Raw genomic sequence first — 23865 nt, 5'->3', positions numbered from 1 at the left:
CACGGTGCCGGCTAAGGCTCAGTGCCTGGATGCAGGCACATCCAACAATTCTACGACCTCGCGCGCCGCTTGGCCGACCTCTTCGTTCACGACTTTCACATCGAACTCGTCTTGGGCCGCCAACTCGACCTTCGCGGTGTCGAGTCGGCGCTGTTGTTCCTCGGCGCTTTCGGTGCCGCGGTCGAGCAGCCGCCGCACCAGTTCCTCCCACGTCGGCGGCAACAGAAACACCAGAAGCGCCTCCGGCATCGCCGCTTTCACGGCCCGCGCGCCCTGCAGATCGATTTCGAGCAGCACGCTCTTGCCCTCGGCGAGGGCGCGGTCGATCGGCGGTCGCGGGGTGCCGTAGCGGGAGGCGTTGTGCACCGTCGCGTATTCGAGAAACTCGCCGCGTTCGATCATCGCGTCGAACTCGGCGTCACTGACGAAGTAGTAGTGCTCGCCGTCGATCTCTCCCGGCCGCGGTGGACGAGTCGTCGCCGAGACGCTGAGCAGAACATCGGGGTAGGTCTCGCGGATGTGACGCGACACCGTGCCTTTACCCACCGCCGTCGGCCCGGCCAGCACGACGAGGCGACTGCGGGGGCGCCGGGCCGTCCCCTCGCGGCCCAGCAGGTACTCGCGCAGCCGGACGCGCTGCCGCGACCCGAGCCCTCCGACACGCTTCGACGCGGCGATGCCGAGTTCGGCCATGATCCGCTCGGTGCGAGTCGGGCCGAGCGTCGGGATGCTCTTCAGTAGTTCGCTCACCCGCAACGTCGCCTCGGGGGCGAGCGGGTCGCCGGCCCACGCGCTGTGCGCGACGTCGAGCGCGGTACGTTCGCGTGACGCGACCTGACGCTTCACCTCGGCGCGTGCCCGGCGAGCGGCGACGGCGGCCCGGGATCCGGCCGCGCGGTCGACCTCCGGGGGCTTCATGCCGCCCCGCTCACCGCGGGCAGGGCCCGCAGTTCGGCCTGAGCGCGGTCGATCGCGGCGGCGATCCCGTCGGGGCCCGCCCTCAGAATCTCGCGCGACACGTGGGCGGCAACCTGGGGTGTGGCAGCCCCGAACAACGTCACGAGATCGCCAAGGCGGGCGCCCTGCGCCCCGAAGCCCGGGGCGAGAATCGGGATGCCGGCGAGCGAGTCCGGCGCGATCCCGAAATCGGCGAGCCGGATCGTCGCCCCGAGCACCAGCCCGCCGGTGCCGGGCAGCGCAGCGACCTCGTCGACGATTCCCGCGGCGACAGTGCGACCGTCGGCACGCACCGCGGTCTGCGTCGCCGCGGCTTCGGGATTCGAGGTCGCCGTGACGACGATGACACCCTTGCCGTGCCGCTCCGCCAGCGCGAGCACACCGCTCAACGAACCGAGCCCCTGGTAGGCGTACGCGGTCATCGCGTCGGATTCGAGCGGCGACCCCGGCGACAACCAGGCCTCGCCGTAGGCGTCGACGGTCGAACCGATGTCGCCGCGCTTGGCATCGGCGATCACGAACAGTCCCGCAGCGCGGGCCGCCGCGAGAACGTCTTCGAGCGCCGCGTAGCCGGCCGACCCATGCCGCTCAAAGAATGCGACCTGTGGCTTCACGAGCCCCGCCCGGCCGGCCACGGCATCCACCGTTCTCAGGCCGAAATCGCGAACCCCAGCCGCGGAGTCAGGCAGACCCCAGGTCGCCAGCAGCGCGGCGTGTGGGTCGATACCGACGCAGAGCTGCCCCGACTCGGCGAGAGTCTCCAACAGTCGGGTGGCGAAGGTCATCGAGCGACGGGTTCCAGGTCGACCCGCTCCCGTGCGGCGAGGCTCGCGGCGCGATCCTTCGCGTAGTCCTGAAGCGACCGCACGCGCATCGCACCCCGGGCCACCTCGAACGAGGCGACAGCAGCTCCGAGCTGGGCGATCGTGGTGAACAGCGGCTTGTCGGCGGCGACCGTCGCCGTGCGGATCTCGAACCCGTCGGCGCGAGCCGACCGTCCCGAGGGCGTGTTGATCACGACATCGATTCTGCCCGCATTGATGAGTTCGACGATCGACGGGTCGTCGGCATCCGTGTCCTGCCCCATGAAGAACTTGCGCACCGTCGTGGCCGGGATGCCGTTGCGGGCGAGCACTTCGGCCGTTCCGGAGGTCGCGACGATGTCGAAGCCGAGCTGGGTGAGCCGCAGGATCGGCAGCACGATCGCCCGTTTGTCGCGGTCGGCGACCGAGACGAACACGGTTCCTGAAGACGGCAACCCGCCGTAGGCGGCATCCTGGCTCTTCGCGAACGCCCGCGGGAAGTCGGCGTCGATTCCCATCACCTCGCCGGTGGAGCGCATCTCGGGCCCGAGCACCGAGTCGACGACGTGCCCCTCGCTCGTGCGGAACCGCTTGAACGGCAGCACCGCCTCCTTCACCGAGACGGGCGCGTCGAGCGGCACGTACTCTCCGTCTTCCGCAGGCAGGAGCCCATCGGCGACGAGGTCGCGGATGCTCTTACCCACCATCACGAGCGACGCTGCCTTCGCAAGTGGGATGCCGAGCGCCTTCGAGACGAACGGCACCGTGCGCGAGGCCCGCGGGTTGGCTTCGAGCACGTAGAGCACGCCCGCCCCGATCGCGAACTGTACGTTGAGCAGCCCGCGCACGCCGATGCCTTCGGCGATCTTGCGGGTCGCTTCGACGACCCGGGTCTGCACATCGCGGCCGAGCGTCACCGGCGGGAGGGTGCACGCGGAGTCGCCGGAGTGGATGCCGGCTTCCTCGATGTGCTCCATGATGCCGCCGACGTACAGCTCGGTGCCGTCGTAGATGGCGTCGATGTCGATCTCGAGGGCGTCGTCGAGGAACCGGTCGACGAGCAGCGGCGAGCCGGGGCCGATGATCGCCTGCTCGCGCACCCGGTCGAAGTAGTCCTCGAGGCTCGGGGTGTCGTAGACGATCTCCATGCCGCGACCACCGAGCACGAACGACGGGCGCACGAGCACCGGGTAGCCGATGCCTTCGGCGACGACCACCGCGGAGGGAGCATCCGTCGCGGTGCCGTTCTTCGGCGACAGCAGACCGGCAGCGTCGAGGATGCCCGAGAACAGCCCGCGCTCCTCGGCGAGGTCGATGGCCGACGGCGACGTGCCGAGAATCGGCACTCCGGCCGCCTCGAGACCCTTCGCGAGACCGAGCGCCGTCTGGCCGCCGAGCTGCACGATGACGCCGACGAGCTCGCCCGACTGGGATTCCGCGTGGATGACCTCGAGCACGTCTTCGAGCGTGAGCGGCTCGAAGTACAGCCGGTCGGAGGTGTCGTAGTCGGTCGAGACGGTCTCGGGGTTGCAGTTGATCATGATCGTCTCGAACCCGGCAGCCGAGAGGGCGAACGAGGCGTGCACGCACGAGTAGTCGAACTCGACGCCCTGCCCGATGCGGTTCGGTCCGGAGCCGAGGATGACGACCTTGCGCGCATCCGACGGCGCCACTTCGGTCTCGAGGTCGTACGACGAGTAGTGGTACGGCGTGAGGGCGGGAAACTCGCCCGCACAGGTGTCGACGGTCTTGAACACTGGCCGCACGCCGAACTGCCAGCGCGCGTTGCGCACTTCCGCCTCAGTGAGCTCGCGCAACTGCGCGATCTGGATGTCGGAGAAGCCGTGATCCTTCGCCAATCGGATGAGCGCGGCATCGAAGCGCAGCGACCCGGCGATCTCATCGGCGACCTCGTTGATGAGCACGATCTGGTCGAGGAACCACGGGTCGATCTTGGTCGCCTCGAAGGCCTCCTCGATCGTCGCGCCCTTGCGCAACGCCTGCTGCAGCGTGACGATGCGCCCATCGGTGGGAATGCGCGACACCTCGAGCAACTCGGCCTTCGTGCGCGGCTCGGGTCCCCAGTGGAAGCTGCTCCCCCGCTTCTCGAGGCTCCGCAGCGCCTTCTGCAGCGCCGTCGTGTAGTTGCGCCCGATCGCCATCGCCTCGCCGACGCTCTTCATCGTCGTGGTGAGGGTGGCATCCGCCGACGGGAATTTCTCAAACGCGAACCGCGGCACCTTGACCACGACGTAGTCGAGGGTCGGCTCGAAGGATGCCGGGGTCACCTTGGTGATGTCGTTGGGGATCTCGTCGAGCCGATACCCGATCGCGAGCTTCGCGGCGATCTTCGCGATCGGGAAGCCCGTCGCCTTCGACGCCAGGGCCGACGACCGCGAGACGCGCGGGTTCATCTCGATGACGATGACGCGCCCGGTGTTCGGCTCGACCGCGAACTGGATGTTGCAGCCCCCGGTGTCGACGCCCACTCGGCGGATGATGTCGATGCCGATGTTGCGCAGGTTCTGGTATTCGCGGTCGGTGAGCGTCAGAGCCGGTGCGACGGTGATCGAGTCGCCGGTGTGCACGCCGACCGGGTCGACGTTCTCGATCGAGCACACGACGACGGTGTTGTCGCTTGTGTCGCGCATCAGCTCGAGCTCGTACTCCTTCCAGCCGGTGATCGACTCCTCGAGCAGCACCTCGGTGGTCGGCGACTGGTGCAGGCCGTCGCCGACCATGCGGATGAGATCATCCCGCGTGTAAGCGAAACCCGAGCCGAGCCCGCCCATCGTGAACGACGGCCGCACCACCAGCGGGTAGCCGAGATCCTCGGCAGCATCCACGGCTTCCCCGACGGTGTGCACGATGTGGCTGCGCGCCACGTCGGCGCCCGACTCGAGCACGAGTTCCTTGAAGAGCTGGCGGTCTTCGCCCTTCTTGATGGCCTCGACCTTGGCGCCGATCAGCTCGACGCCGTACTTCGCGAGGATGCCTTCCTCGTCGAGCGCGATCGCCGCGTTGAGCGCCGTCTGGCCGCCCAGGGTCGGCAGGATGGCATCCGGCTTCTCCTGCTTGATGATCGCCTCGAGTGCCTCGGAGGTGATCGGCTCAATGTACGTGGCATCCGCGAAGTCGGGGTCGGTCATGATCGTCGCCGGGTTCGGGTTCACCAGGATGACCCGGATGCCCTCCTCGCGCAGCACGCGGCACGCCTGCGTGCCCGAGTAGTCGAACTCGGCGGCCTGGCCGATGACGATCGGCCCCGACCCGATGACGAGAACCGAGTGGATGTCTTCCCGCTTGGGCATTACTTCGTGTCCTCTTCCGGACTCGTCGGTCGAGTAGCGCCCGGAGGGCGCGTGTCGAGACCCGCCCCCGGGTTGCTCGTTGGTGTGGTCTCGACACGCTCGCTGCGCTCGCTACTCGACCGGCGAGAATCGAGAACCATGTCGCGGAATCTGTCGAAGAGGTAGTTAGCATCGTGGGGTCCGGCGGCCGCTTCGGGGTGGTACTGCACCGAGAACGCGGGGATGTCGAGCGCCCGCAGCCCCTCCACGACCTGGTCGTTGAGGCCGACGTGACTCACCTCGACGCGGCCGTAGCCGTTCGGCGAGTCGACCGGCCCGTCGAGCGGGGCGTCGACCGCGAAACCGTGGTTGTGCGCCGTGATCTCGACCTTGCCGGTGGTCTTGTCGAGCACCGGCTGGTTGATGCCGCGGTGACCGAACGGCAACTTGTAGGTGCCGAAGCCGAGGGCCCGCCCGAGCAGCTGGTTGCCGAAACAGATGCCGAAGAACGGCAGTTCGCGGTCGAGCAGCTCGCGGAGCAGGGCGACGTGGGCGTCGGAGGCCTCCGGGTCGCCGGGGCCGTTGCTGTAGAACGCCGCGACAGGATCGATCGCGAGCACCTCTTCGAGAGTCACGTTCTGCGGAAGCACGTGCACCTCGAACCCGCGGGCGGCGAGGTTGTCGACGGTCGACTGCTTGATGCCGAGGTCGAGGATGGCGAGGTTGCCGATCTTCTCCACGGCGCCAGCCGCATTGGAATCGCGCGCGGGCGTGACGACGGCTTCGGTGACCGACACCTCCGCGGAGAGGTTCAGCCCCGTCATCGACGGCGCCGCCCGCACGATCGCAAGCTGCTCATCGGCGCTGAGGTTGGCATCCGGCCCGGAGAAGACGCCGGCACGCATCGCACCTGAGTCGCGCAATCGCCGGGTGATCGCCCGGGTGTCGATGCCCGAGATGCCCACGATTCCGGTGTCGGTGAGTTCGTCGTCGAGCGACCGGATGCCGCGGAAGTTGCTCACCACGCGCGAGGGGTCGCGCACGACGTAGCCGGCGACCCAGATGCGCCGCGACTCGGGGTCTTCGTCGTTCATGCCGGTGTTGCCGATGTGCGGCGCCGTCTGTACGACGATCTGCCCCGCGTACGACGGGTCGGTGAGCGTCTCCTGGTAGCCGGTCATGCCGGTCGCGAAGACCGCTTCGCCGAGGGTGCGGCCGCGGGCGCCATAGGCGCGGCCCTCGTAGCGGGTGCCGTCCTCCAGCACGAGCACAGCGTGCTCTGCTTTCTGAACTGCGGTGGATGTCATGCGGCCTCCTTCGAAGCGGGGGCGATGGTCTGAAGGGCGGCGACGAGAGCTTCCGGCTCGGCGACGCGCAGGTTGGTGTCGACCTCGGCACCGCCGAGGTTCCAGCGGATGAAGACGAGCCCGTCGGTGCCGACGACGCGGTCGATCGTCCAGCTGGCTCGGCCGACACCCACGATCCCCGAGGCGGGGATGAAAGCATCCGGCTGCCCCGCGATGCTGAGCAGCACGCCCTCGGGATGCACCGCGATGCCCGCGCGAGCGCGGAATCCGAGGCCGCGGACGGCGATGCGATCGGTCGGTGCGTCCGCTCGGGTCGTCGCGACGTAGAAGCCGTCGTCGACGGCCAGCGCGGTGCCGAGGACGCCGGGCGGGGTTTCGAGGGCGGGCAACGCGGCTTGCCGCCGCTGGCGCGCGCGCCAGCCGACCGCGAGGCCCACGAAGACCAGGAGCACGATCGCCGCTATGACGAGAGCGGGGATGACCTTATCCACCGGCCACCTCCTCAGCGGAGCGGAGTTCGCCGCCGAGCACGGTCGGCACGCCTCCGTGGATGGTGGCGACGACGCGACCCGGTAGTTCGATCCCCAGGTAGGGCGAGTTGACGCTGCGACCCTTCAGGTGCGCGACGTCGAAGGTGCGGCGCGCCGTCGGGTCGATGAGGGTCACGTGCGCGGGTGATCCCACCTGGAACGCCGCGTCGTAGCCGCCGAGCCGCCCGATCGCCGCAGGCGCGCTCGACAGCACCCGCGCGACGCCCGCCCAGTCGAGCAGCCCGGTGTCGACCATCGCGGTCTGCACGACGCTGAGCGCGCTCTCGAGCCCGACCATGCCGAACGAGGCTTCGGCCCAGGCCGCCTCCTTCGTCTCGACCGGATGCGGCGCGTGATCTGTCGCGACGATGTCGATCGTGCCGTCGGCCAACGCGGCGCGTAGGGCGTCGACATCCTCGCTGCGCCGCAACGGCGGGTTGACCTTGTACCTGGCGTCGTAGCTGCTCGCGAGGTCTTCGGTGAGCAGCAGGTGGTGGGGAGTCACCTCGACGGTGACGGCGATGCCGCGGGCCTTCGCCCAGCGCACGACCTCGACACTGCCTGCCGTCGAAACGTGGCAGACGTGCAGGCGGGCGCTGGCGGCTTCGGCGAGCAGTACGTCACGGGCGATGATCGCCTCTTCCGCGACCGCGGGCCATCCGGCGAGACCGAGTTCGGATGCCAGCGCGCCTTCGTTCATCTGGGCGCCTTCGGTGAGGCGCGGCTCCTGCGCGTGCTGGGCGACGACGCCGTCAAAGGTCGCGACGTACTCGAGCGCGCGGCGCATCAGCAGGGCGTCGTGCACGCACTTGCCGTCGTCGCTGAACACCCGCACGGCGGCGCGCGAGCGAGCCATCGCGCCGATCTCGGCGAGGCGCTCCCCCGCAAGCCCGATCGTCACCGCACCGATGGGGCGCACGGTGACGTAGCCGTGCTGGTCACCCAACGAAGCGACCTGCTCGACGACGCCCGCGGTATCGGCGACGGGGCTGGTGTTCGCCATCGCGAATACGGCGGTGAACCCGCCGGCGGCGGCCGCGCGCGATCCGGTGAGCACTGTCTCGCTCTGTTCGAAGCCCGGCTCGCGCAGGTGGGTGTGCAGGTCGACGAGACCGGGAAGTGCCTGCAACCCGTCGGCGTCGATGACGGTGGCGCACTTCGCCGCGGCCTCCGCGAAAACACCGTCGTGAATCGCCAGGTCGCGACGAGTTCCGTCGGGAAGGGTCGCACCCTTGATGAGGAGCGTCATGCGGCACCGCCAGCGAGCACGAGGTACAGAACCGCCATTCGTATCGAGACCCCGTTGGTGACTTGGTCGAGCACGAGCGAGCGGGCCGAATCGGCAGCGCCTGCAGAGATTTCGAGCCCGCGCATCATCGGTCCGGGGTGCATGACCATCGTATCGGCGCTCAGCCGGGCGAACCTGGCGTCGTCAAGGCCCCACTCCCTGGCGTACTCGCGCTCGTTGGGAAAGAAGGCCGCATTCATCCGTTCGCTCTGGATGCGCAGCATCATCACGACATCCGGGTTCTGCGCGAGCTCGTCGTCGAGGTCATGGCCGACCGACGCGGGCCAACCTGCGACACCGGTCGGCAGCAGCGTCGCGGGAGCGACCAGGGTCACCTCGGCGCCGAGGGTGGTCAACAGCCACAGATTCGAACGCGCCACCCGGGAGTGCAGGATGTCGCCGACGATCGTCACCCGCAGGCCGTCGAGATCCTTGCCGCGCGAGGCGTCGCCGTGTCGGTGCTTGCGCATCGTGTAGGCATCCAGCAGCCCCTGCGTGGGGTGCTCGTGCGTCCCATCTCCCGCGTTGACGATCGCGGCGTCGATCCAGCCGCCGTCGGCGAGGGTGCGCGCGGCCCCCGACGCGGGATGCCGCAGCACGACCGCGTCGATCCCCATCGCCGCGACGGTCTGCGCGGTGTCTTTGAGGCTCTCGCCCTTCTGCACGCTCGAGCCCTTGGCGCTCAGCGTGATGACGTCGGCCGAGAGGCGCTTCGCCGCAACCTCGAACGACAACCGGGTGCGGGTGGAGTCCTCGAAGAACAGGTTGGCGACCGTGCGCCCCTGCAGGGTCGGCAGCTTCGGCACCGCGCGGCGGGCGACATCCGCCATGTCTTCTGCGACGTCGAGGATGCCGATCGCGGTGTCGCGGTCGAGGTCGCGGGTGCTGAGCAGATGCCTCATGACTCAGCCCCGTCGATCTCCACGACATCCTCGCCGTCGGTCTCGACGAGCCGCACGTTGATGCGTTCGGCGACCGAGGTGGGCAGATTCTTACCCACGAAGTCGGCGCGGATCGGCAGTTCACGGTGCCCGCGATCGACGAGCACAGCGAGGCGCACCGCTCGCGGCCGACCGTGAGCACTGAGCGCGTCGAGGGCGGCCCGGATGGTGCGACCCGAGTAGAGCACGTCGTCGACGAGCACGACCGTCTTGCCGTCGATGCCGCCTTCCGGGATGCGCGTCGGCTGCGGGCTGCGCGTCGGCTGCGACCGCAGGTCGTCGCGATACATCGTCACGTCGAGCGCGCCGACTCGGCTCGTGCCGGGTTCCAGCCCCTCGAGGATGGCGCCGATCCGCTCGGCGAGTAGAACGCCACGAGTCGGGATGCCGAGAAGCACGAGATCGGATCCACCGTGATTGGACTCGAGGATCTCGTGGGCGATGCGGGTGAGCGCCCGCGTGATGTCAGCCTGCTGCAGCACGGGGCGTGCAGTCATCCTGACCTCCTTCCCCGTCTCTCAGGACGGACTTAAAGGTGGTCTGTTGCGTGGCCAGTGTAGCGGACCGCGCGCTCGTGGCGCCTAGCCCCAGCGCTTCAGCAGGAACCGTTCGAGCACACCGATCAGTGCGTCGCTGAGCTTGCCGAGCACCGCGAGCATCAGAATCGCCAGGAAGAGCCGATCGGTGCGCAGGTTGTTCTGCGATTCGATCAGGAGGTAGCCCAGCCCCATCGTCGATCCGACCAGTTCGGCGGCGACGAGAAACAGCCAGGACTGGGCGAGGGCAAGCCGCAGGCCCGAGACGATCGCCGGGATCACGGCGGGCAACTGCACGGTCAACAACAGCCGGATGCGGTCGAGCCCGAACGCGCGGCCCATCTCGACGAGCTGCGGGTCGACGTGGCGGAGCGCGCCGGAGACCGTTGTGTACACCGGGAAGAGGGCACCGATGGCCACGAGAGTGACCTTTGAGTCTTCGCCGAAACCTAGGTAGAGGATCAGCAGCGGCACGAACGCGAGTGACGGTACGGCACGAATCGCCCCGACCGTGGGGCTGAGGAAGCCCTCCGCCAGCCGGGAGAGGCCGACGACCGCACCGAGCACGAGACCGACGACCGCCCCGATCGCGAAGCCGATGAACACGCGCTGGATCGAGATCGCCGTGTGCAGTCCGAGCAGACCCCGATTCCAGAGGTCGACGGCCGCGACGACGATCGAATCGGGTGTCGGGAGCTTGTGCGACGCCACCCAGCCGAGATGCGAGGCCAGCCACCACACGGTGAGGAGCGCCACCGGAATGGCGGCGCCGAGAAGCCAGAACCACCGAGACCGCCGACCCGAGCGGGGCCGGCGGTCGGTGGTCTCTCGCTCCCGGTCCGCGGGGGGTCCGCCGACCCCGCCGCGGACCGTGGAGATAACTTCCATCGGTACGGTCAGCCCACCCGGTCGGGGTCGGCAGCGTCGATGAAGGTGGTGTTGAAGAGCGAGTCGAGCGCCTTGTCGACATCGTCCTGGCTGGCGATGTCGCCGTTCGCGACCTGGATCGGCCCGACCTTCTCCAGCACCGAGTACTGCGTATCACCCGGGACCGGGTCGAGGTCGACCACCGTGCGCTCGAGCAACACCTTCTCGGCGACCGCGATGTCGATTCCGGCGACCTCGGCGAGCAGCGCCGCCGACTCCTCGGGGTTTTCGAGGAACCACAGACGGGCCTTCTCGTAGGCGTCGACGACGGCCTGCGCGAGGTCGGGGTGGTCGGCGATGAACGACTCGGTGGCGTTGAGGAAGCCGTAGGTGTTGAAGTCGATGTTGCGGTAGAACAGCACGGCACCCGAGTTGATCTCGTTCGCGGCCATCATCGGGTCGAGGCCCGACCAGGCGTCGACCGTGCCGTTGAGCAGTGCGGCGCCGCCGTCGGCGTGCTGGAGGTTCTGCACGTTGACCTCGTCGAGCCCGATGCCGGCCTCGTCGAGCGCCTGGAGCAGGAAGAAGTACGGGTCGGTGCCGATCGTCACCGCGATGGTCTTGCCGCGCAGATCTTCGACCGACTCGATGTCGGATCCTTCGGCAACGACGAGCGCCGACCACTCGGGCTGGGTGTAGATCGCGATGGTCTGGATCGGCGAGCCGTTCGAGCGGGCGAGGAGTGCGGCCGAACCAGCCGTCGAGCCGACGTCGAGCGCCCCGGCGAGCAGACCTTCGTTCGCCTTGTTCGAGCCGAGCGACTGGGTCCAGGTGACCTCGACGTCGTCCCCGAAGGTCTCCTCGAGCCAGCCCTGCTCCTTGATGATGAGGCTCAGCGGGTTGTACGTCGCGAAGTCGATGCTGAGGGTCGACGCGCTCCAGTCGCCGTCGGCGGGCGGGGCGTCGGTGCCGGCGTTCTCGCCGGGCACACAGCCGGTGAGGGCAAGCGCCGTGGCGGTCGCGATCACCGCAATAACGGCGAGGGGACTCTTCTTCATGGGTTTCCTTTGCTGTGGAACGGTTGGAATGGATGTGCGGGTTAGAACGCGTGGGGCCGGGTCGGCTCGTCGGTCGTGCCCGTGGGCCGATCGCCGACCTGTTTCCGCTGCTTGCGCAGCGCGGCGGTGACGTAATTCGGGGTGTGGTGGCTGTCGACGCCGAGCCGTTCGAGCAGATCGGCGCGCAACAACGCGAGGGCCGCATCGGCACGATCGCGGGGCCGCGGTTTGCCGACCTCGAGGATCGAGCGGATCGACGATCCGGTTCCCGGGGCAGCCGGGTCTTCGCCGAGCAGCACGATGCGATCGGCGAGGGTCAGCGCCTCATCGACGTCGTGGGTGACGAGCACGACGGTCGCCGGTTCGGTCGAGTGGATGTCGAGCAGCAGGTCTTGCATCGTCAGCCGGGTCAGGGCATCGAGAGCGCCGAACGGCTCGTCGAGCAGCAACACGCCAGGTCCCCGCGCGAGCGCCCGAGCCAGCGACGCACGTTGCGCCATCCCGCCCGACACCTGTCGCGGCCGCAGCGCCGAAGCGTGCTCGAGCTGCACCAGGCGAAGCAGCTCGGCGACCCGCCCCCGGCCCTCCACAGCGTCGGTACCGCGCGGCAGGCCCAGGCTCACGTTGCGTTCGATCGACCGCCACGGCAGCAGACGCGGCTCTTGAAAGGCGATCGCCGACCGCTGATCGACCTCGGCGATCGGTGTTCCGTCGAGCGCGAGCGCGCCGGCATCCGCCGTGTCCAGACCCCCGATGAGACGCAACAGAGTCGATTTCCCGCAGCCTGAGGGGCCGAGCAGCGCGATGATCTCGCCAGGACGGATGTCGAGGTCGACGTCGCGCAGCACCGGTTTGAGTCCGCCCCCGGGCGCCGGGAAGGTCCGTCCGACGCCGCGCAGGCTCACCCGGAGGGCGGGAGCCGAGACAGCGACGGATGCGGGCACCCGACCGAAGTTACGGAAGGCCGACCGACGGCACAAAGCGGGATGTCACGAAACGCAACACGCGCCGACGGGGAACCCTCAGAGGGATTCGCGATTGCGCGCGATCGCGCCCAGCAGACCGTTCAGATAGCCCGACGACTCCTCGGTGCTGAGGGACGTCGCGAGGTCGACGGCTTCGGCGATCGCGACCCCGTCGGGTACCTCGTCGTTGTACAGGATCTCCCATGCCGCCAATCGGGCGATCGCGCGGTCGAGAGCCGGCATCCGCGCAAGGCTCCAACCTTGCGAATGCGCTTCGATCTCGTCGTCGAGTTCTGCGAGGTGGCGGTCGACACCCTCGACAATCTCGCGGGCGTACGGCCACGACGTTCCGCGTTCGGGCTGCGTCTCGGCGCGCTCCGCCTCGGTGCCGAGCAGAGTCGCGATCTCGATGCCGCGCACGTCGGCTCCGAACAGGATGTCGAGGGCGCGCTTGCGAGACTTGGTGCGGGCGCTCAGTCGGTCACGCGCCCGAGATACGACCCGTCACGGGTGTCGACCTTGACTCGGGTGCCCTGCTCGAGGAAGAGCGGCACCTGGATCTCGTGGCCCGTTTCGAGCGTCGCAGGCTTGGTGCCGGCACTCGACCGGTCGCCCTGAAGTCCGGGCTCGGTGTAGGTGACCTCGAGCACGACCGAGGTCGGCAACTCGACGTAGAGCGGGTCGCCGTCGTGGGTCGCGATCGTCACCGTCTGGTTCTCGAGCATGAAGTTGGCGGCGTCTCCGACGATGCCCGTCGGGACCGTCACCTGGTCGTAGTCGGTCGTGTCCATGAACACGAAGCCGTCGCCGTCCTTGTACAGGTACTGGAAATCACGGCGGTCGACGATCGCGAAGTCGATCTTCGTGCCGGCATTGAAAGTTCGATCGACCACCTTGCCCGACATGATGCTCTTCATCTTGGTGCGCACGAACGCGCCACCCTTGCCCGGCTTGACGTGCTGGAACTCGATGACGTTCCAGAGCTGGCCATCAAGGTTGAGAACGCTGCCGTTCTTGATGTCGTTGGTCGTTGCCACGAAGAACGAGCTTAGCTGCGGCCGAGCGCTCCGAGCGCCAGCACGTACGAATCGAACCCGAAACCCGCGATGACGCCGGTCGCGACGCCCGAGATGACGCTGGTGTGCCGGAACTCCTCGCGCGCGTGCGGATTGGAGATGTGCACCTCGATGAGCGGGATGCCGGCCGTGGTCACCATCTTCGCCGCGTCGCGCAGGGCATAGCTGTAGTGGGTGAACGCCGCCGGGTTGAGGATCACCGGGGTCTGCGAGTCGACGGCTTCGTGTAGCCAATGGACGAGCTCAGCCTCGTCGTCGGTCTGCCGCAGATCGATCTCGGTACCTTCGGTCGCCTTCTCGGCGAGCAGCACCCTCAGTGCCGACAGATCCTGGGCCCCGTACACATCCGGTTCGCGGCTCCCCAGCCGCCCCAGGTTCGGCCCATTGAGCACCAGCACGCGCAACATGCTCCGAGCGTACCGACATCACCACACCCCGCTGGTTGAGCAGGCGCCGCAGGCGCCGTGTCGAAACCAACGCTCGGGTCACCTGCGGTACGAACCGCGACTCAGCCATGGAAGTGCGTCGTAGTCGCCCCGAATCAGCGCTTCGCGCTTCGCCCGCGACCATCCCTGGATGCGCTTCTCCAGCGCAAACGCCTCGTCCACTCGTTCGCACTCGTGTGCCCAGACCAGCTCGATCGGGAGGCGCGACTTCGTGTACTCCGCACCTACGCCGGATTGGTGTTGGAAGACTCGCGCTTCGAGGTTCGTCGTACTGCCGACGTAGTAGCTTCCATCGCGGCACCGCAGCATGTAGACCCAGCCCATGTCTGCATCCTCGCGATCGACCGCGTGTGGTTTCGACACGCGCCCTTCGGGCGCTGCTCAACCCGCGGGGTCGGCGCGCTGGGGAGGACGCGGGTCAGGCTTCGGCGACGTTCTGGTAGGCGAGGAAGAGCAGCGACTCGTCGGGGCCCTCGAGGGTGGTGGGGCGGCCGATCGCGTCGAGCACGATGAAGCGCAGCATCCCGGCGCGGGCCTTCTTGTCGCGTTGCATCGTCGCGAGGAGCGACGGCCAGCGCGCGGCGGGATAGCTGGTGGGCAGCGACAGCGAGGTGAGGATGCTGCGGTGCCGGTCGACGGCGTCGTCGCCGAGGTTGCGGGTCAGCCGGGAGAGTTCCGCGGCGAACACCATCCCGATCGCGACGGCCGCACCATGGCGCCACTGGTAGCGCTCGGCGTGCTCGATCGCGTGGCCCAGAGTGTGCCCGTAGTTGAGGATCTCGCGCAGCCCCTGCTCCGTGAAGTCCTCCCCCACGACGCGCGCCTTCACGCCGATCGCGAGTTCGACGACGCGCCGGAACTGCGGCGTGCGGGGGTCAGTGACCGCCTCGACATCCGCTTCGATGATGTCGAGGATCTCGGGTTCGGCGATAAACCCGGCCTTCACGATCTCGGCGAATCCGGCGAGGATCTCGTTCTTCGGCAGGGCGTCGAGTAGCTCGAGGTCGCAGAGCACCGCCCGCGGCGCGTGGAACGCCCCGACGAGGTTCTTGCCCTCCGCGGTGTTGATCCCGGTCTTGCCGCCGACCGCGGCATCCACCATGCCGAGCACCGTCGTCGGGATCTGCACGACGTCGACGCCGCGCAGCCAGGTCGCTGCGACGAAGCCGGCGAGGTCGGTGGTCGCTCCCCCGCCCAGGCCGATCACGGCATCCGTGCGGGTGAAATCGGTCTGCCCCATGACGCCCCAGCAGAACGCCGCCACCTCGACGCGTTTGGCGTTCTCGGCGTCGGGCACCTCGGCGAGGTACACCTCGTAGCGGCCACTGAGCTGTTCACGCAGCGCCTCGGCCCGCGCCCCGAGAGTCGGCGCGTGCACGATCAGCAGCTTCGCCGTCTTCGGCGACAGCATCTCGGGCAGCCGTCCGAGCAGCTCGCGACCGACGAGTACGTCGTATCCGGGGCTGCCGCCGACCGGAATCGTCGTCGCGGCGCCTGCCGCTATGGGGTCGTCAGCCATGCCGCTACCTCTTTCGCGATCTCGTCATTGGGGCGGTGGGACGTATCGAAGGTCACATCGGCGAGCCGAGTGTAGATCGGCCACCGCGGGGCGTTGAGCGCCACCCAGTCCTCAACGCCGTTGCGCACGAGCGGCCGGTCGGTGTCGCCGGCCAGCCGTCGTGCCACGGCTTCCGGCGAGATTGTCAAGTACACGACCCGATGCGCGGTCAATTCATCTTGAGTCTCGGGGTCGAGTACCGCTCCACCGCCCAGCGACAGCACACCCTCGCCCTGAAGGGCGCCGTGCACGGTTTCTCGTTCCAGGGCCCGAAAGTGCGGTTCACCGTGGTCACGGAAGATCTGCGCGATCGGGCCGTACTCGGCGACGAGCAGGCGGTCGCTGTCGGCGAACGGCACGCCGAGAATCCGCGCCACGCGTTTGCCCAGCCGCGACTTGCCCGCCCCGCTCGGACCGATGAAGACGATCATTCTCGGTCGGAGGGCGCTGCCTCCGCTTCGGATGCGGAAGCGGTGCGCAACGACTCGGGCATCGCCGCGCGGTAGGCCTCGAGATTGCGGCGGGTCTCGCCGATCGAGTCGCCGCCGAACTTTTCGAGCATCGCGTTGGCCAGAACAAGCGCCACCATCGCCTCGGCGACGACTCCGGCCGCCGGCACGGCGCACACGTCAGAGCGCTGGTGGTGGGCTCCCGCAGCCTCACCGGTCGCGACGTCGACGGTGCGCAGCGCATGCGGAACGGTCGCGATCGGCTTCATCCCGGCGCGCACGCGCAGCAGCGTGCCAGTCGACATCCCGCCCTCGATGCCGCCCGCGCGGTCGGAGAGCCGGGTGATGCCGTCGGCGCCGATCACCAGTTCGTCGTGGGCGGCCGACCCGGGGCGAGTCGTCGTGGTGAAGCCGTCGCCCACTTCGACGCCCTTGATCGCCTGAATGCTCATGAGCGCGCCCGCGAGCTGCGAGTCGAGCCTGCGGTCCCAGTGCACGTAGCTGCCGAGTCCCGGCGGAAGGCCGAAGGCGAGCACCTCGACGACGCCGCCGAGCGTGTCGCCGGTGTCGTGGGCCTCGTCGATGCGGGCCACCATCGCGGCCGAGGTCGTGGCGTCGAAGCAGCGCAGCGGATCGGCGTCGAGTGCGTCGACATCGTCGGCGGTCGGCAGGGCGGCACCGTCGGGAACGCGCACCTCGCCGATGGCGAGCGTGTGAGCGACGAGACGGATGCCGAGCTCGCCGAGGAACGCGCGGGCGACGGCGCCGAGGGCCACCCGCGCGGCAGTCTCCCGGGCACTCGCGCGCTCGAGCACATTGCGTGACTCCTCGAAGTCGTACTTCTGCATGCCCACCAGGTCGGCGTGGCCGGGTCGCGGTCGGGTGAGGGGCGCCCCTCGGCCCTTCGGCAAGGTCTCGAGGTCGACGGGCTCGGCGCTCATGACATCGACCCAGCGCGGCCACTCGGTGTTGCCGACGCGCAGGGCGATCGGGGAACCCATCGTGAGGCCGAAGCGGATGCCACCCGAGATGTCGAGAACATCCTCCTCGAACTTCATACGCGCGCCCCGGCCGTAACCGAGTTTGCGCCGCTGCAGGTCGGCTTGGATCGCGGCTTTCGACACCGGGACGCCGGCGGGCATCCCCTCGAGGATCGCCACCAGCTCGGGCCCGTGCGACTCCCCCGCGGTCAACCAGCGCAACATGACTACCAATCTGTTGAGGACGGCTTCAGTCTTCCAGCTCCAGGCCGACCGCTTCGCGCATCGCCGCGATCACCTCGTCTTCCCGATCGATTCGCCCGCCCTCGGTCCCGGTGATGAAGACGCGCACCTGTCCGATCGCCTGGTGCAACAGCATCTCGAGGCCGCTGACGACGAGCCCGTCGCGCTCGGCCCAACGCGCGGCACGAGGTGTCGGCCACGGGTCGTACGGAACCTCCATGAGCACCTCGCCGAGGTCGGCGTCGGCCACGTCGTCGGGGTCGACGCCGCCGGGGAGAGTGTTGATCACAAGGTCGGAGCGCACCGGCACGTGCGACCCGTACAGGCGCCATTCGGTGTGGACGCCGAGCCGGTCACCGAGCCGCTCGAGCGCGGCGATGCCGTCGAGGCTGCGACCCGAGATCAACACGCGCGAGGCCCCGAGGCGCTCGGCCGCGAGGAACGCCGACGACGCCGTGTTGCCGGTGCCGATGACGTGCACCGTGTCGACATCCGTCACGCCGTGATCGCCGAGCGCGCCCACGATCCCGGCGACATCCGTGTTGAACCCGCGCGGTCCGTCGGGCGTCAGGAGCACGGTGTTCGCGGCCCCCGAGATCTCGACAAGATCGGTACGCTCGGCCAGCAGCGGCAGCACCTCGCGCTTGAGCGGCATGGTGAGCGAAAGGCCGCGCCACGATGCATCGAGCTCGTGGAGGAACTCGGCAAGGGCTCCGGACGACACCTCCCGACGCTCGTAATCCCAGGGCAGGCCGAGCACACGGTACGCGGCCCGATGCAGGTCGGGCGAGCGCGAGTGCTCGATGGGTGAACCGAGCACCGCGAGATGACGCTCGACCGGTGCGGCCCCGCTCACTCGCAGTACGACGCGTTCTCGTCGCTCGCGCGACACCACGCGTACAGCTGCTCAGCCGCAGCCTGGTGTTCACTCGCGGTTTCTGAGAACACCGTCTCCCCCGTCTGCAGGTTGATCGGCACGAAGAAGAGCCAGGGACCGTCCGCCGGTGAGATCGCCGCCTTGATCGCCTCCTCGCCCGGCAGACCGATCGGGCCATAGGGCAGTCCCGGATGCACGTAGGTGCTGTACAGATTGTCGGGATTCTCTCGCTCGTCCGCCGTGGTCCACACCGTGTCGGTGTTTCCCGTGCCATAGGCGACTGTGGCGTCCGATTCCAACAGCATGTCTTGGGCGAGCCGGTTGTAGAACACCCGCGCGATCTTGGGCATGTCTTCGCTGGACCCCGCCTCGCGCTGCACGAGGGCCGCCATCTTGAGGATGTCCAACCGGCCCTCGGGCGCGACGCCCAGGGCATCCAATCGCGCGAACATCTCGTCGACGGTCACCTGAATCGCCTGCTGCGCGGTGACTCCCGGATCGAACTGGTAGGTCGCCGGGAACATCCAGCCCTCGAGGTTGGGTGCCTCCGCTGGAACGCCGAACGAGGTGTAGTCCTCGGCGGCCGCCTGCAACTCCTCGATCGGGATCTCGGTCGCGGCCGCGATCTGGTCGAGTGCGGCAGGGTAGCTCATCCCCTCGGTGATGAGCACTTGGTTGACCAGCTGGTTCGCAGGATCGGTGACCGCCGCGATTGCGGAGGCCGCGCTCATCTCTTCCTGCAGGCGGAAGCTGCCGGGGAAGAAGACGACGGGATCGCCCGCGGCCTCGCGTTCGAGGAGGTATTCCCATGTCGCGTCGAAGCTGAGGGTGACCTTGGCGTCACGGAGTTTGCGAGCGACGTCGTCGCCGAGGTCGCCGGAAGCGATCGTCACGATCGCCTCTGTGCCGTTGCCCTCGCCCGGGTAGTCGTTCGACAGCTCCCAGCCGAGCAGTTCCCGCACCTTGTCTTCGTAGTTGATCCATGCGAAGGCTGCGGCGCCCCCGCCTCCGATGAGCACGGCCGCGATGACAATCGCGACGACCAGCCAGCGCCGCCTCTTCTTGGGTTTCGCGAGGTTGTCCGAGGGAGGTCGTCCGCCACCCCGGCCCCCGCGCTGTGCCTGCTGCTCCTCGAGCTCGCGCAACTGTCGCCGAGTCATGGTCTCGTCGCCGCCTGCTGCGGCGCGCTGGGACTGCGATCCCGCTTCAGCTGCGGCGCGCTGGGACTGCGATCCCGCTTCAGCTGCGGCGACCGCGAAGGGGTCGGATGCTCGAACCCCTGGGTACGCTCCGACGTCGGGCTCCGGCGTCGGCGGGGTCTGCGGCCGGGCGGGCTCGCCACCGGCGGGACGGAAGATCTCGTCCCAGCTCGGTTCGTCGGTGTTGGTCACTCTTCTCCCTGGCGGTCGACCAGCGCCCCAGGCGGGCGGCCCGCCGAGCGCTCATGGTCGAGGGCGTTCTGCAGGATGATAACAGCGGCAACTTGGTCGATCACGGCACGCGAGCCCTTGGTGCGTCGCCCGACGGCGTGCAGCGCGCGCTGCGCCGACACGGTCGAGAGGCGTTCATCGACGAGACGAACGGGCACACCGATCCAGCCCGCGACCGCGCGGGCGAAGTCACGGGCATCGGTCGTGGATGCCGTGTCGCCGCCACTGAGCGAAAGCGGCAGTCCGATCACGATCTCGGTCACGCCGTGCTCTTCCACCAGGATGCGGAACGCGCGCTCGTCGGCATCCTCCCGCCGGAGCGTCGCAACCGGGGTCGCGAGCAACCCGTCGCGATCACAGACGGCGATCCCGACGCGGGCCTTGCCCACGTCGACGCCGAGGCGCACTCCGGGTCGCATCAGCTCCGCAGCGATTCGGTGATGCCCGAGAGCGCTGCGGCGATCGCGGTGACGTCGCTGCCGCCCCCCTGGGCGAGGTCGTCCTTGCCTCCGCCGCCCCCGCCGAGGGTCGCCGCCGCCTGCTTGGCGAGTGCACCGGCCTTGGCTCCGGCATCCCGCGCGGCCTGGTTGGTCGCGACGATCACGGCGGGCTTGCCGTCGATGCGAGCTGCAAGGGCGACGACGGCCGCATCCGACCCGATCCGCTCGCGCACGCTCGTGGCAAGGGATCGAAGTTCGTCAGAGGTGCCCAGCTCGCCGAGGTCTTCGACCACTGCGCGGTACGCGCCGACACGTGTCGCGTTCTCGACGAGGGCGGGGATGCGACCCGAGAGCTTCTGCGCCTCGAACGCCGCGATCTTCTTCTCGGCAGCCTTGAGCTGCTCGACGAGCGACGTGATGCGCTCCGGCAGGTGCTCGCGCGGCGTCTTGAGGGTGTTCGTGAGCTGCGACACGATCGCTCGCTCGGCCGCCAGATCGCGGAACGCGTCGAGCCCGACGAGCGCCTCAACGCGGCGGTTGGTCGAGCCGACGCTCGACTCGCTCACGAGGTTGACGATGCCGACTTCGGCCGACGTGCGCACGTGGATGCCGGCGCACAGTTCGCGCGACCACGGGCCGCCGATGTCGACCATCCGCACGGTGTCGCCGTACTTCTCGCCGAACAGCGCCATCGCCCCCGCCGCCTTCGCCTCGTCGAGCGACAGGATGCGCGTCGTCACCTCGAGGTTGTCGCGCACCGCGTTGTTGGCGACCTCTTCGATCTCCGACCTCGTGGCCGGCGACAACGCCTGGTTCCACGAGAAGTCGAGCCGCATGTAGCCGGCCTTGTTGTACGAGCCCGACTGGTGCGCTTCGCTGCCGAGCGTCTGGCGCAGTGCCGCGTGCACGAGGTGGGTCGCCGAGTGCGCCTGAGACGCCGCGTGCCGGTAGACCGGGTCGACGACCGAGGCGGCCACGTCATCCACCGCCACCTCGCCCGAGGTGACCTGCACGGTGTGACTGATGAGCCCCTTCACCGGCCGCTGCACGTCGAGCACTTCGAGGTCGAAGCCGCTGCCGACGATGCGTCCCTGGTCGGCTGCCTGGCCACCGGACTCCGCATACAGCGACGATTCGGCGAGGATGACTTCCGCCACCTGCCCCGCGGTGGCCGTCGTGACCGGCTGACCGTCGACGAGGATGCCGAGCACCTTGGTCTCGGTCTCGAGGGCGTCGTAGCCGGTGAACACGGTCTCGCCCATCGAGCGCAGGTCGGAGTAGATCGCGAGATCGGCGATCGCGCCCTTCTTGGCCTTCGCGTCGGCCTTGGCGCGGGTGCGCTGCTCGGTCATGAGCTTGTCGAACGCGTCGCGGTCGACGGTGAGCCCGGCCTCTTCGGCGATCTCGAGCGTCAGGTCGATCGGGAATCCGAAGGTGTCGTGCAGCAGGAACGTCGTGTCGCCCGGCAGCGTCTCGTCGCCCTTCTTCCTCGCCTCGGCGACGGCGGTGTCGAGGATGGTCGTGCCGCTCGCGAGGGTCGACAGGAAGGTCTCCTCTTCGCCCAGTGCGAGGCGCGAGGTGCGGTCCCAGTTCTCTTCGACCTCGGGGTAGGCGTCGCGCATCGCGACTCGCGAGGCGTCGAAGAGCTCGGCGAACGACGGCGCGTCGACGCCGAGCAGGCGCATCGAGCGGATCGCTCGGCGCAGCAGGCGACGCAGGATGTAGCCGCGCCCCTCGTTTCCCGGGGTGACGCCGTCGGTCATGAGCATGAGTCCCGACCGCACGTGGTCGGCGATCACGCGGAACCGCACGTCGTCGCCATGGTCGGCGCCGTACTTCTTGCCCGACAACGCGACCGCGGCATCCAGCACCGGACGCACCTGGTCGATCTCGTACATGTTGTCGACGCCCTGCTTGATGAAGGCGACGCGCTCCATGCCCATGCCGGTGTCGATGTTCTTCTTCGGCAGTTCGCCGACGATGTCGAAGTCGACCTTGCTGCGCACGTTCTGGATCGCGTACTGCATGAAGACGAGGTTCCAGATCTCGACGTAGCGGTCGTCGTCGGTCGCCGGTCCGCCGTCGGCGCCGTACATCGGGCCGCGGTCGAAGAAGATCTCCGAGCACGGGCCCGCGGGGCCGGGCTGCCCGGTCGACCAGTAGTTCGAATCCTTGCCGAGGTTCTGGATGCGGTCATCCGAAAGGCCCGCGACGCTCTTCCAGAGTTCACGCGCCTCGGCATCCTCTTCGTAGACGGTGACCCAGAGGTCCTTCTCGTCGAAGCCGAGGCCGCCCGCGCTCTCGGGGCTCGTGAGCAGCTCCCAGGCGTAGCCGATCGCGCCCTCTTTGAAGTAGTCGCCGAACGAGAAGTTGCCGTTCATCTGAAAGAACGTGCCGTGGCGCGGGGTCTTGCCGACCTCTTCGATGTCGTTGGTGCGGATGCACTTCTGCACGCTCGTCGCGCGCGGGTACGGCGCCGGCACCACGCCGGTGAGGTACGGGATGAACGGCACCATGCCGGCCACCGTGAACAGCAGGCTCGGGTCGTCGCTGACGAGCGACGCGGAGGGAACGACGGTGTGCCCGCGCTCACCGAAGAAGGTGAGCCAGCGGCGGTGGATGTCGGCGGTCTGCACGGGATTTCCCTGGGTTTCGTTCGCCGCCCAGAGGGCGGGTTTGGGGTCCTGCGGCGCGGCGGACCGCCCGGCGGGGCGACCGCCGGACCGGGGTCGGCGGTTACTTGGCGGCGGTGCGGGCGCGAGCGCCGATGTCGGACACGACGCCGTCGACCGTCTGCTTCAATTCGGCCTCACGGCTCTTGTAGCCCTGAACGACCGAGTCGCTGAACTCCTTGGCCTTCTTGTCGACATCCGCGAAGAACTTCTGCCCTTCGGGGGTCTTCGAGACCTGGTGGGCGATCGCGAATCCGGCGGCGACACCGACGGTGAGAAGCAGCAGACCCTTCATGGAATCCTCCTGGAGATACGACGACGGGGAAGTCCCAGCTTAGAGCTGCGACTTCCCCGTTGCCTGAGCGATCTAGTTACCGGGCCGCGTAGTACTCGACGACGAGCTGAACTTCGGCCGTCACCGGAACCTCGGCGCGCTTCGGGCGACGCAGCAGCGTGGCCTGCAGCTTGTCGAGCTGCACGTCGAGATAGCCCGGGGTCTTGGGCAGCACGTCGACGTGACCGCCGGCGGCGGCGACCTGGAAGGGCTCGGTGCCCTCCGAGCGCTCCTTGACGTGGATCGTCTGACCCGGCTTGACCCGGAACGACGGGCGGTCGACGAGCTGGCCGTCGACGAGGATGTGGCGGTGCACGACCATCTGGCGCGCCTGCGCCGTGGTGCGGGCGAACGCGGCACGGAGCACGAGCGCGTCGAGACGCATCTCGAGCAGCTCGACCAGGTTCTCACCGGTCAGGCCTTGGGTGCGGCGCGCCTCGTTGAAGACGATGCGCAGCTGCTTCTCACGGATGCCGTACTGCTCGCGCAGACGCTGCTTCTCGCGCAGACGCACGGCGTAGTCACTGTCGGTCTTGCGCTTGGTGCGGCCGTGCTCACCCGGAGCGTACGGACGCTTCTCGAGGTACTTGGCGGCCTTGGGCGTCAGCGGGATGCCGAGCGCACGGGAGAGACGCACCTTGCGGCGGTCCTGGGACTTCGTAACCACAGTGATTCCTTCGAACACGTGGACGCGGCTGTCGCGACTCACGGACGTACATCGCGCTCCCCCGGCACCGAAGACGCACGTCGCGACGCCCTCGAAGGGAATGAAGAGTGGGATGTGTCCGTCATCCAGACGAACCCGCCTACTTTAGCAG

Annotated in this window: 24 protein-coding genes; all 24 read right to left on the bottom strand. The window is 68.6% G+C overall.

What is annotated here, in order from left to right:
• Positions 1–18 precede the first annotated feature (18 nt).
• A complete protein-coding gene (gmk, locus tag WBL06_RS08575; RefSeq protein ID WP_424455571.1) occupies positions 19–918 on the bottom strand; it encodes a guanylate kinase in 900 nt (299 codons plus the stop codon).
• Entirely contained in the window at positions 915–1742 is an 828-nt protein-coding gene (gene pyrF, locus WBL06_RS08570; protein WP_424455570.1) for an orotidine-5'-phosphate decarboxylase, read from the bottom strand. Before pyrF ends, gmk begins: the two co-directional genes overlap by 4 nt.
• On the bottom strand, positions 1739–5071 hold the full coding sequence (gene carB, locus WBL06_RS08565) for a carbamoyl-phosphate synthase large subunit (RefSeq protein ID WP_424455569.1): 3333 nt from the start codon (positions 5069–5071) through the stop codon (positions 1739–1741). Before carB ends, pyrF begins: the two co-directional genes overlap by 4 nt.
• The gene (gene carA / locus WBL06_RS08560; RefSeq protein WP_424455568.1) at positions 5071–6357 is read right to left on the bottom strand and encodes a glutamine-hydrolyzing carbamoyl-phosphate synthase small subunit; all 1287 of its coding nucleotides are present in this window, start codon (positions 6355–6357) and stop codon (positions 5071–5073) included. Before carA ends, carB begins: the two co-directional genes overlap by 1 nt.
• Positions 6354–6848, bottom strand: a complete 495-nt coding sequence (locus WBL06_RS08555; protein WP_424455567.1) for a hypothetical protein — start codon at positions 6846–6848, stop codon at positions 6354–6356. The genes carA and WBL06_RS08555 overlap by 4 nt, the downstream gene beginning before the upstream one ends.
• Positions 6841–8136 (bottom strand): dihydroorotase, encoded by a 1296-nt coding sequence (locus WBL06_RS08550; RefSeq protein ID WP_424455566.1) that lies wholly within the window; start codon positions 8134–8136, stop codon positions 6841–6843. The genes WBL06_RS08555 and WBL06_RS08550 overlap by 8 nt, the downstream gene beginning before the upstream one ends.
• Positions 8133–9077: an aspartate carbamoyltransferase catalytic subunit gene (locus WBL06_RS08545; protein WP_424455565.1), complete on the bottom strand. Its 945-nt coding sequence runs from the start codon at positions 9075–9077 to the stop codon at positions 8133–8135. Before WBL06_RS08545 ends, WBL06_RS08550 begins: the two co-directional genes overlap by 4 nt.
• The gene (gene pyrR, locus WBL06_RS08540) at positions 9074–9613 is read right to left on the bottom strand and encodes a bifunctional pyr operon transcriptional regulator/uracil phosphoribosyltransferase PyrR (protein WP_424455564.1); all 540 of its coding nucleotides are present in this window, start codon (positions 9611–9613) and stop codon (positions 9074–9076) included. Before pyrR ends, WBL06_RS08545 begins: the two co-directional genes overlap by 4 nt.
• Positions 9614–9697: 84 nt before the next feature.
• Positions 9698–10540 (bottom strand): ABC transporter permease, encoded by an 843-nt coding sequence (locus WBL06_RS08535; protein ID WP_424455563.1) that lies wholly within the window; start codon positions 10538–10540, stop codon positions 9698–9700.
• 8 nt (positions 10541–10548) lie between these two features.
• Positions 10549–11577, bottom strand: coding sequence for an aliphatic sulfonate ABC transporter substrate-binding protein (locus WBL06_RS08530; protein WP_424455562.1), 1029 nt, complete (start codon positions 11575–11577; stop codon positions 10549–10551).
• Between the two features lie 41 nt (positions 11578–11618).
• Positions 11619–12521, bottom strand: a complete 903-nt coding sequence (locus WBL06_RS08525) for an ABC transporter ATP-binding protein (protein ID WP_424455561.1) — start codon at positions 12519–12521, stop codon at positions 11619–11621.
• A gap of 78 nt (positions 12522–12599) precedes the next feature.
• On the bottom strand, positions 12600–13019 hold the full coding sequence (nusB, locus tag WBL06_RS08520) for a transcription antitermination factor NusB (RefSeq protein WP_424455592.1): 420 nt from the start codon (positions 13017–13019) through the stop codon (positions 12600–12602).
• Positions 13016–13579, bottom strand: a complete 564-nt coding sequence (gene efp / locus WBL06_RS08515; protein ID WP_424455560.1) for an elongation factor P — start codon at positions 13577–13579, stop codon at positions 13016–13018. The genes nusB and efp overlap by 4 nt, the downstream gene beginning before the upstream one ends.
• An 11-nt stretch (positions 13580–13590) precedes the next feature.
• Positions 13591–14025: a type II 3-dehydroquinate dehydratase gene (locus tag WBL06_RS08510; protein WP_424455559.1), complete on the bottom strand. Its 435-nt coding sequence runs from the start codon at positions 14023–14025 to the stop codon at positions 13591–13593.
• A 78-nt stretch (positions 14026–14103) separates the two neighbouring features.
• Entirely contained in the window at positions 14104–14388 is a 285-nt protein-coding gene (locus tag WBL06_RS08505) for a GIY-YIG nuclease family protein (RefSeq protein ID WP_424455558.1), read from the bottom strand.
• 94 nt (positions 14389–14482) lie between these two features.
• A complete protein-coding gene (gene aroB, locus WBL06_RS08500) occupies positions 14483–15583 on the bottom strand; it encodes a 3-dehydroquinate synthase (RefSeq protein ID WP_424455557.1) in 1101 nt (366 codons plus the stop codon).
• Entirely contained in the window at positions 15565–16053 is a 489-nt protein-coding gene (locus WBL06_RS08495; RefSeq protein WP_424455556.1) for a shikimate kinase, read from the bottom strand. The genes aroB and WBL06_RS08495 overlap by 19 nt, the downstream gene beginning before the upstream one ends.
• A complete protein-coding gene (gene aroC, locus WBL06_RS08490; RefSeq protein WP_424455555.1) occupies positions 16050–17276 on the bottom strand; it encodes a chorismate synthase in 1227 nt (408 codons plus the stop codon). The genes WBL06_RS08495 and aroC overlap by 4 nt, the downstream gene beginning before the upstream one ends.
• Before the next feature lie 25 nt (positions 17277–17301).
• Entirely contained in the window at positions 17302–18150 is an 849-nt protein-coding gene (locus WBL06_RS08485; protein ID WP_424455554.1) for a shikimate dehydrogenase, read from the bottom strand.
• Positions 18147–19562, bottom strand: a complete 1416-nt coding sequence (gene mltG / locus WBL06_RS08480; protein ID WP_424455553.1) for an endolytic transglycosylase MltG — start codon at positions 19560–19562, stop codon at positions 18147–18149. The genes WBL06_RS08485 and mltG overlap by 4 nt, the downstream gene beginning before the upstream one ends.
• A complete protein-coding gene (gene ruvX, locus WBL06_RS08475) occupies positions 19559–20020 on the bottom strand; it encodes a Holliday junction resolvase RuvX (RefSeq protein WP_424455552.1) in 462 nt (153 codons plus the stop codon). The genes mltG and ruvX overlap by 4 nt, the downstream gene beginning before the upstream one ends.
• A complete protein-coding gene (gene alaS, locus WBL06_RS08470) occupies positions 20020–22677 on the bottom strand; it encodes an alanine--tRNA ligase (RefSeq protein WP_424455551.1) in 2658 nt (885 codons plus the stop codon). Before alaS ends, ruvX begins: the two co-directional genes overlap by 1 nt.
• A 100-nt stretch (positions 22678–22777) precedes the next feature.
• Entirely contained in the window at positions 22778–23008 is a 231-nt protein-coding gene (locus WBL06_RS08465; protein ID WP_424455550.1) for a hypothetical protein, read from the bottom strand.
• 76 nt (positions 23009–23084) lie between these two features.
• A complete protein-coding gene (gene rpsD, locus WBL06_RS08460; protein ID WP_309709275.1) occupies positions 23085–23714 on the bottom strand; it encodes a 30S ribosomal protein S4 in 630 nt (209 codons plus the stop codon).
• Between the last annotated feature and the right edge of the window lie 151 nt (positions 23715–23865).

It is taken from the genome of Pseudolysinimonas sp., from assembly GCF_049651805.1.
GTDB lineage: Bacteria > Actinomycetota > Actinomycetes > Actinomycetales > Microbacteriaceae > Pseudolysinimonas_A.
The sequence above is the reverse complement of the archived record's forward strand: the minus strand, read 5'-3'. Positions and strand labels throughout refer to the sequence as shown.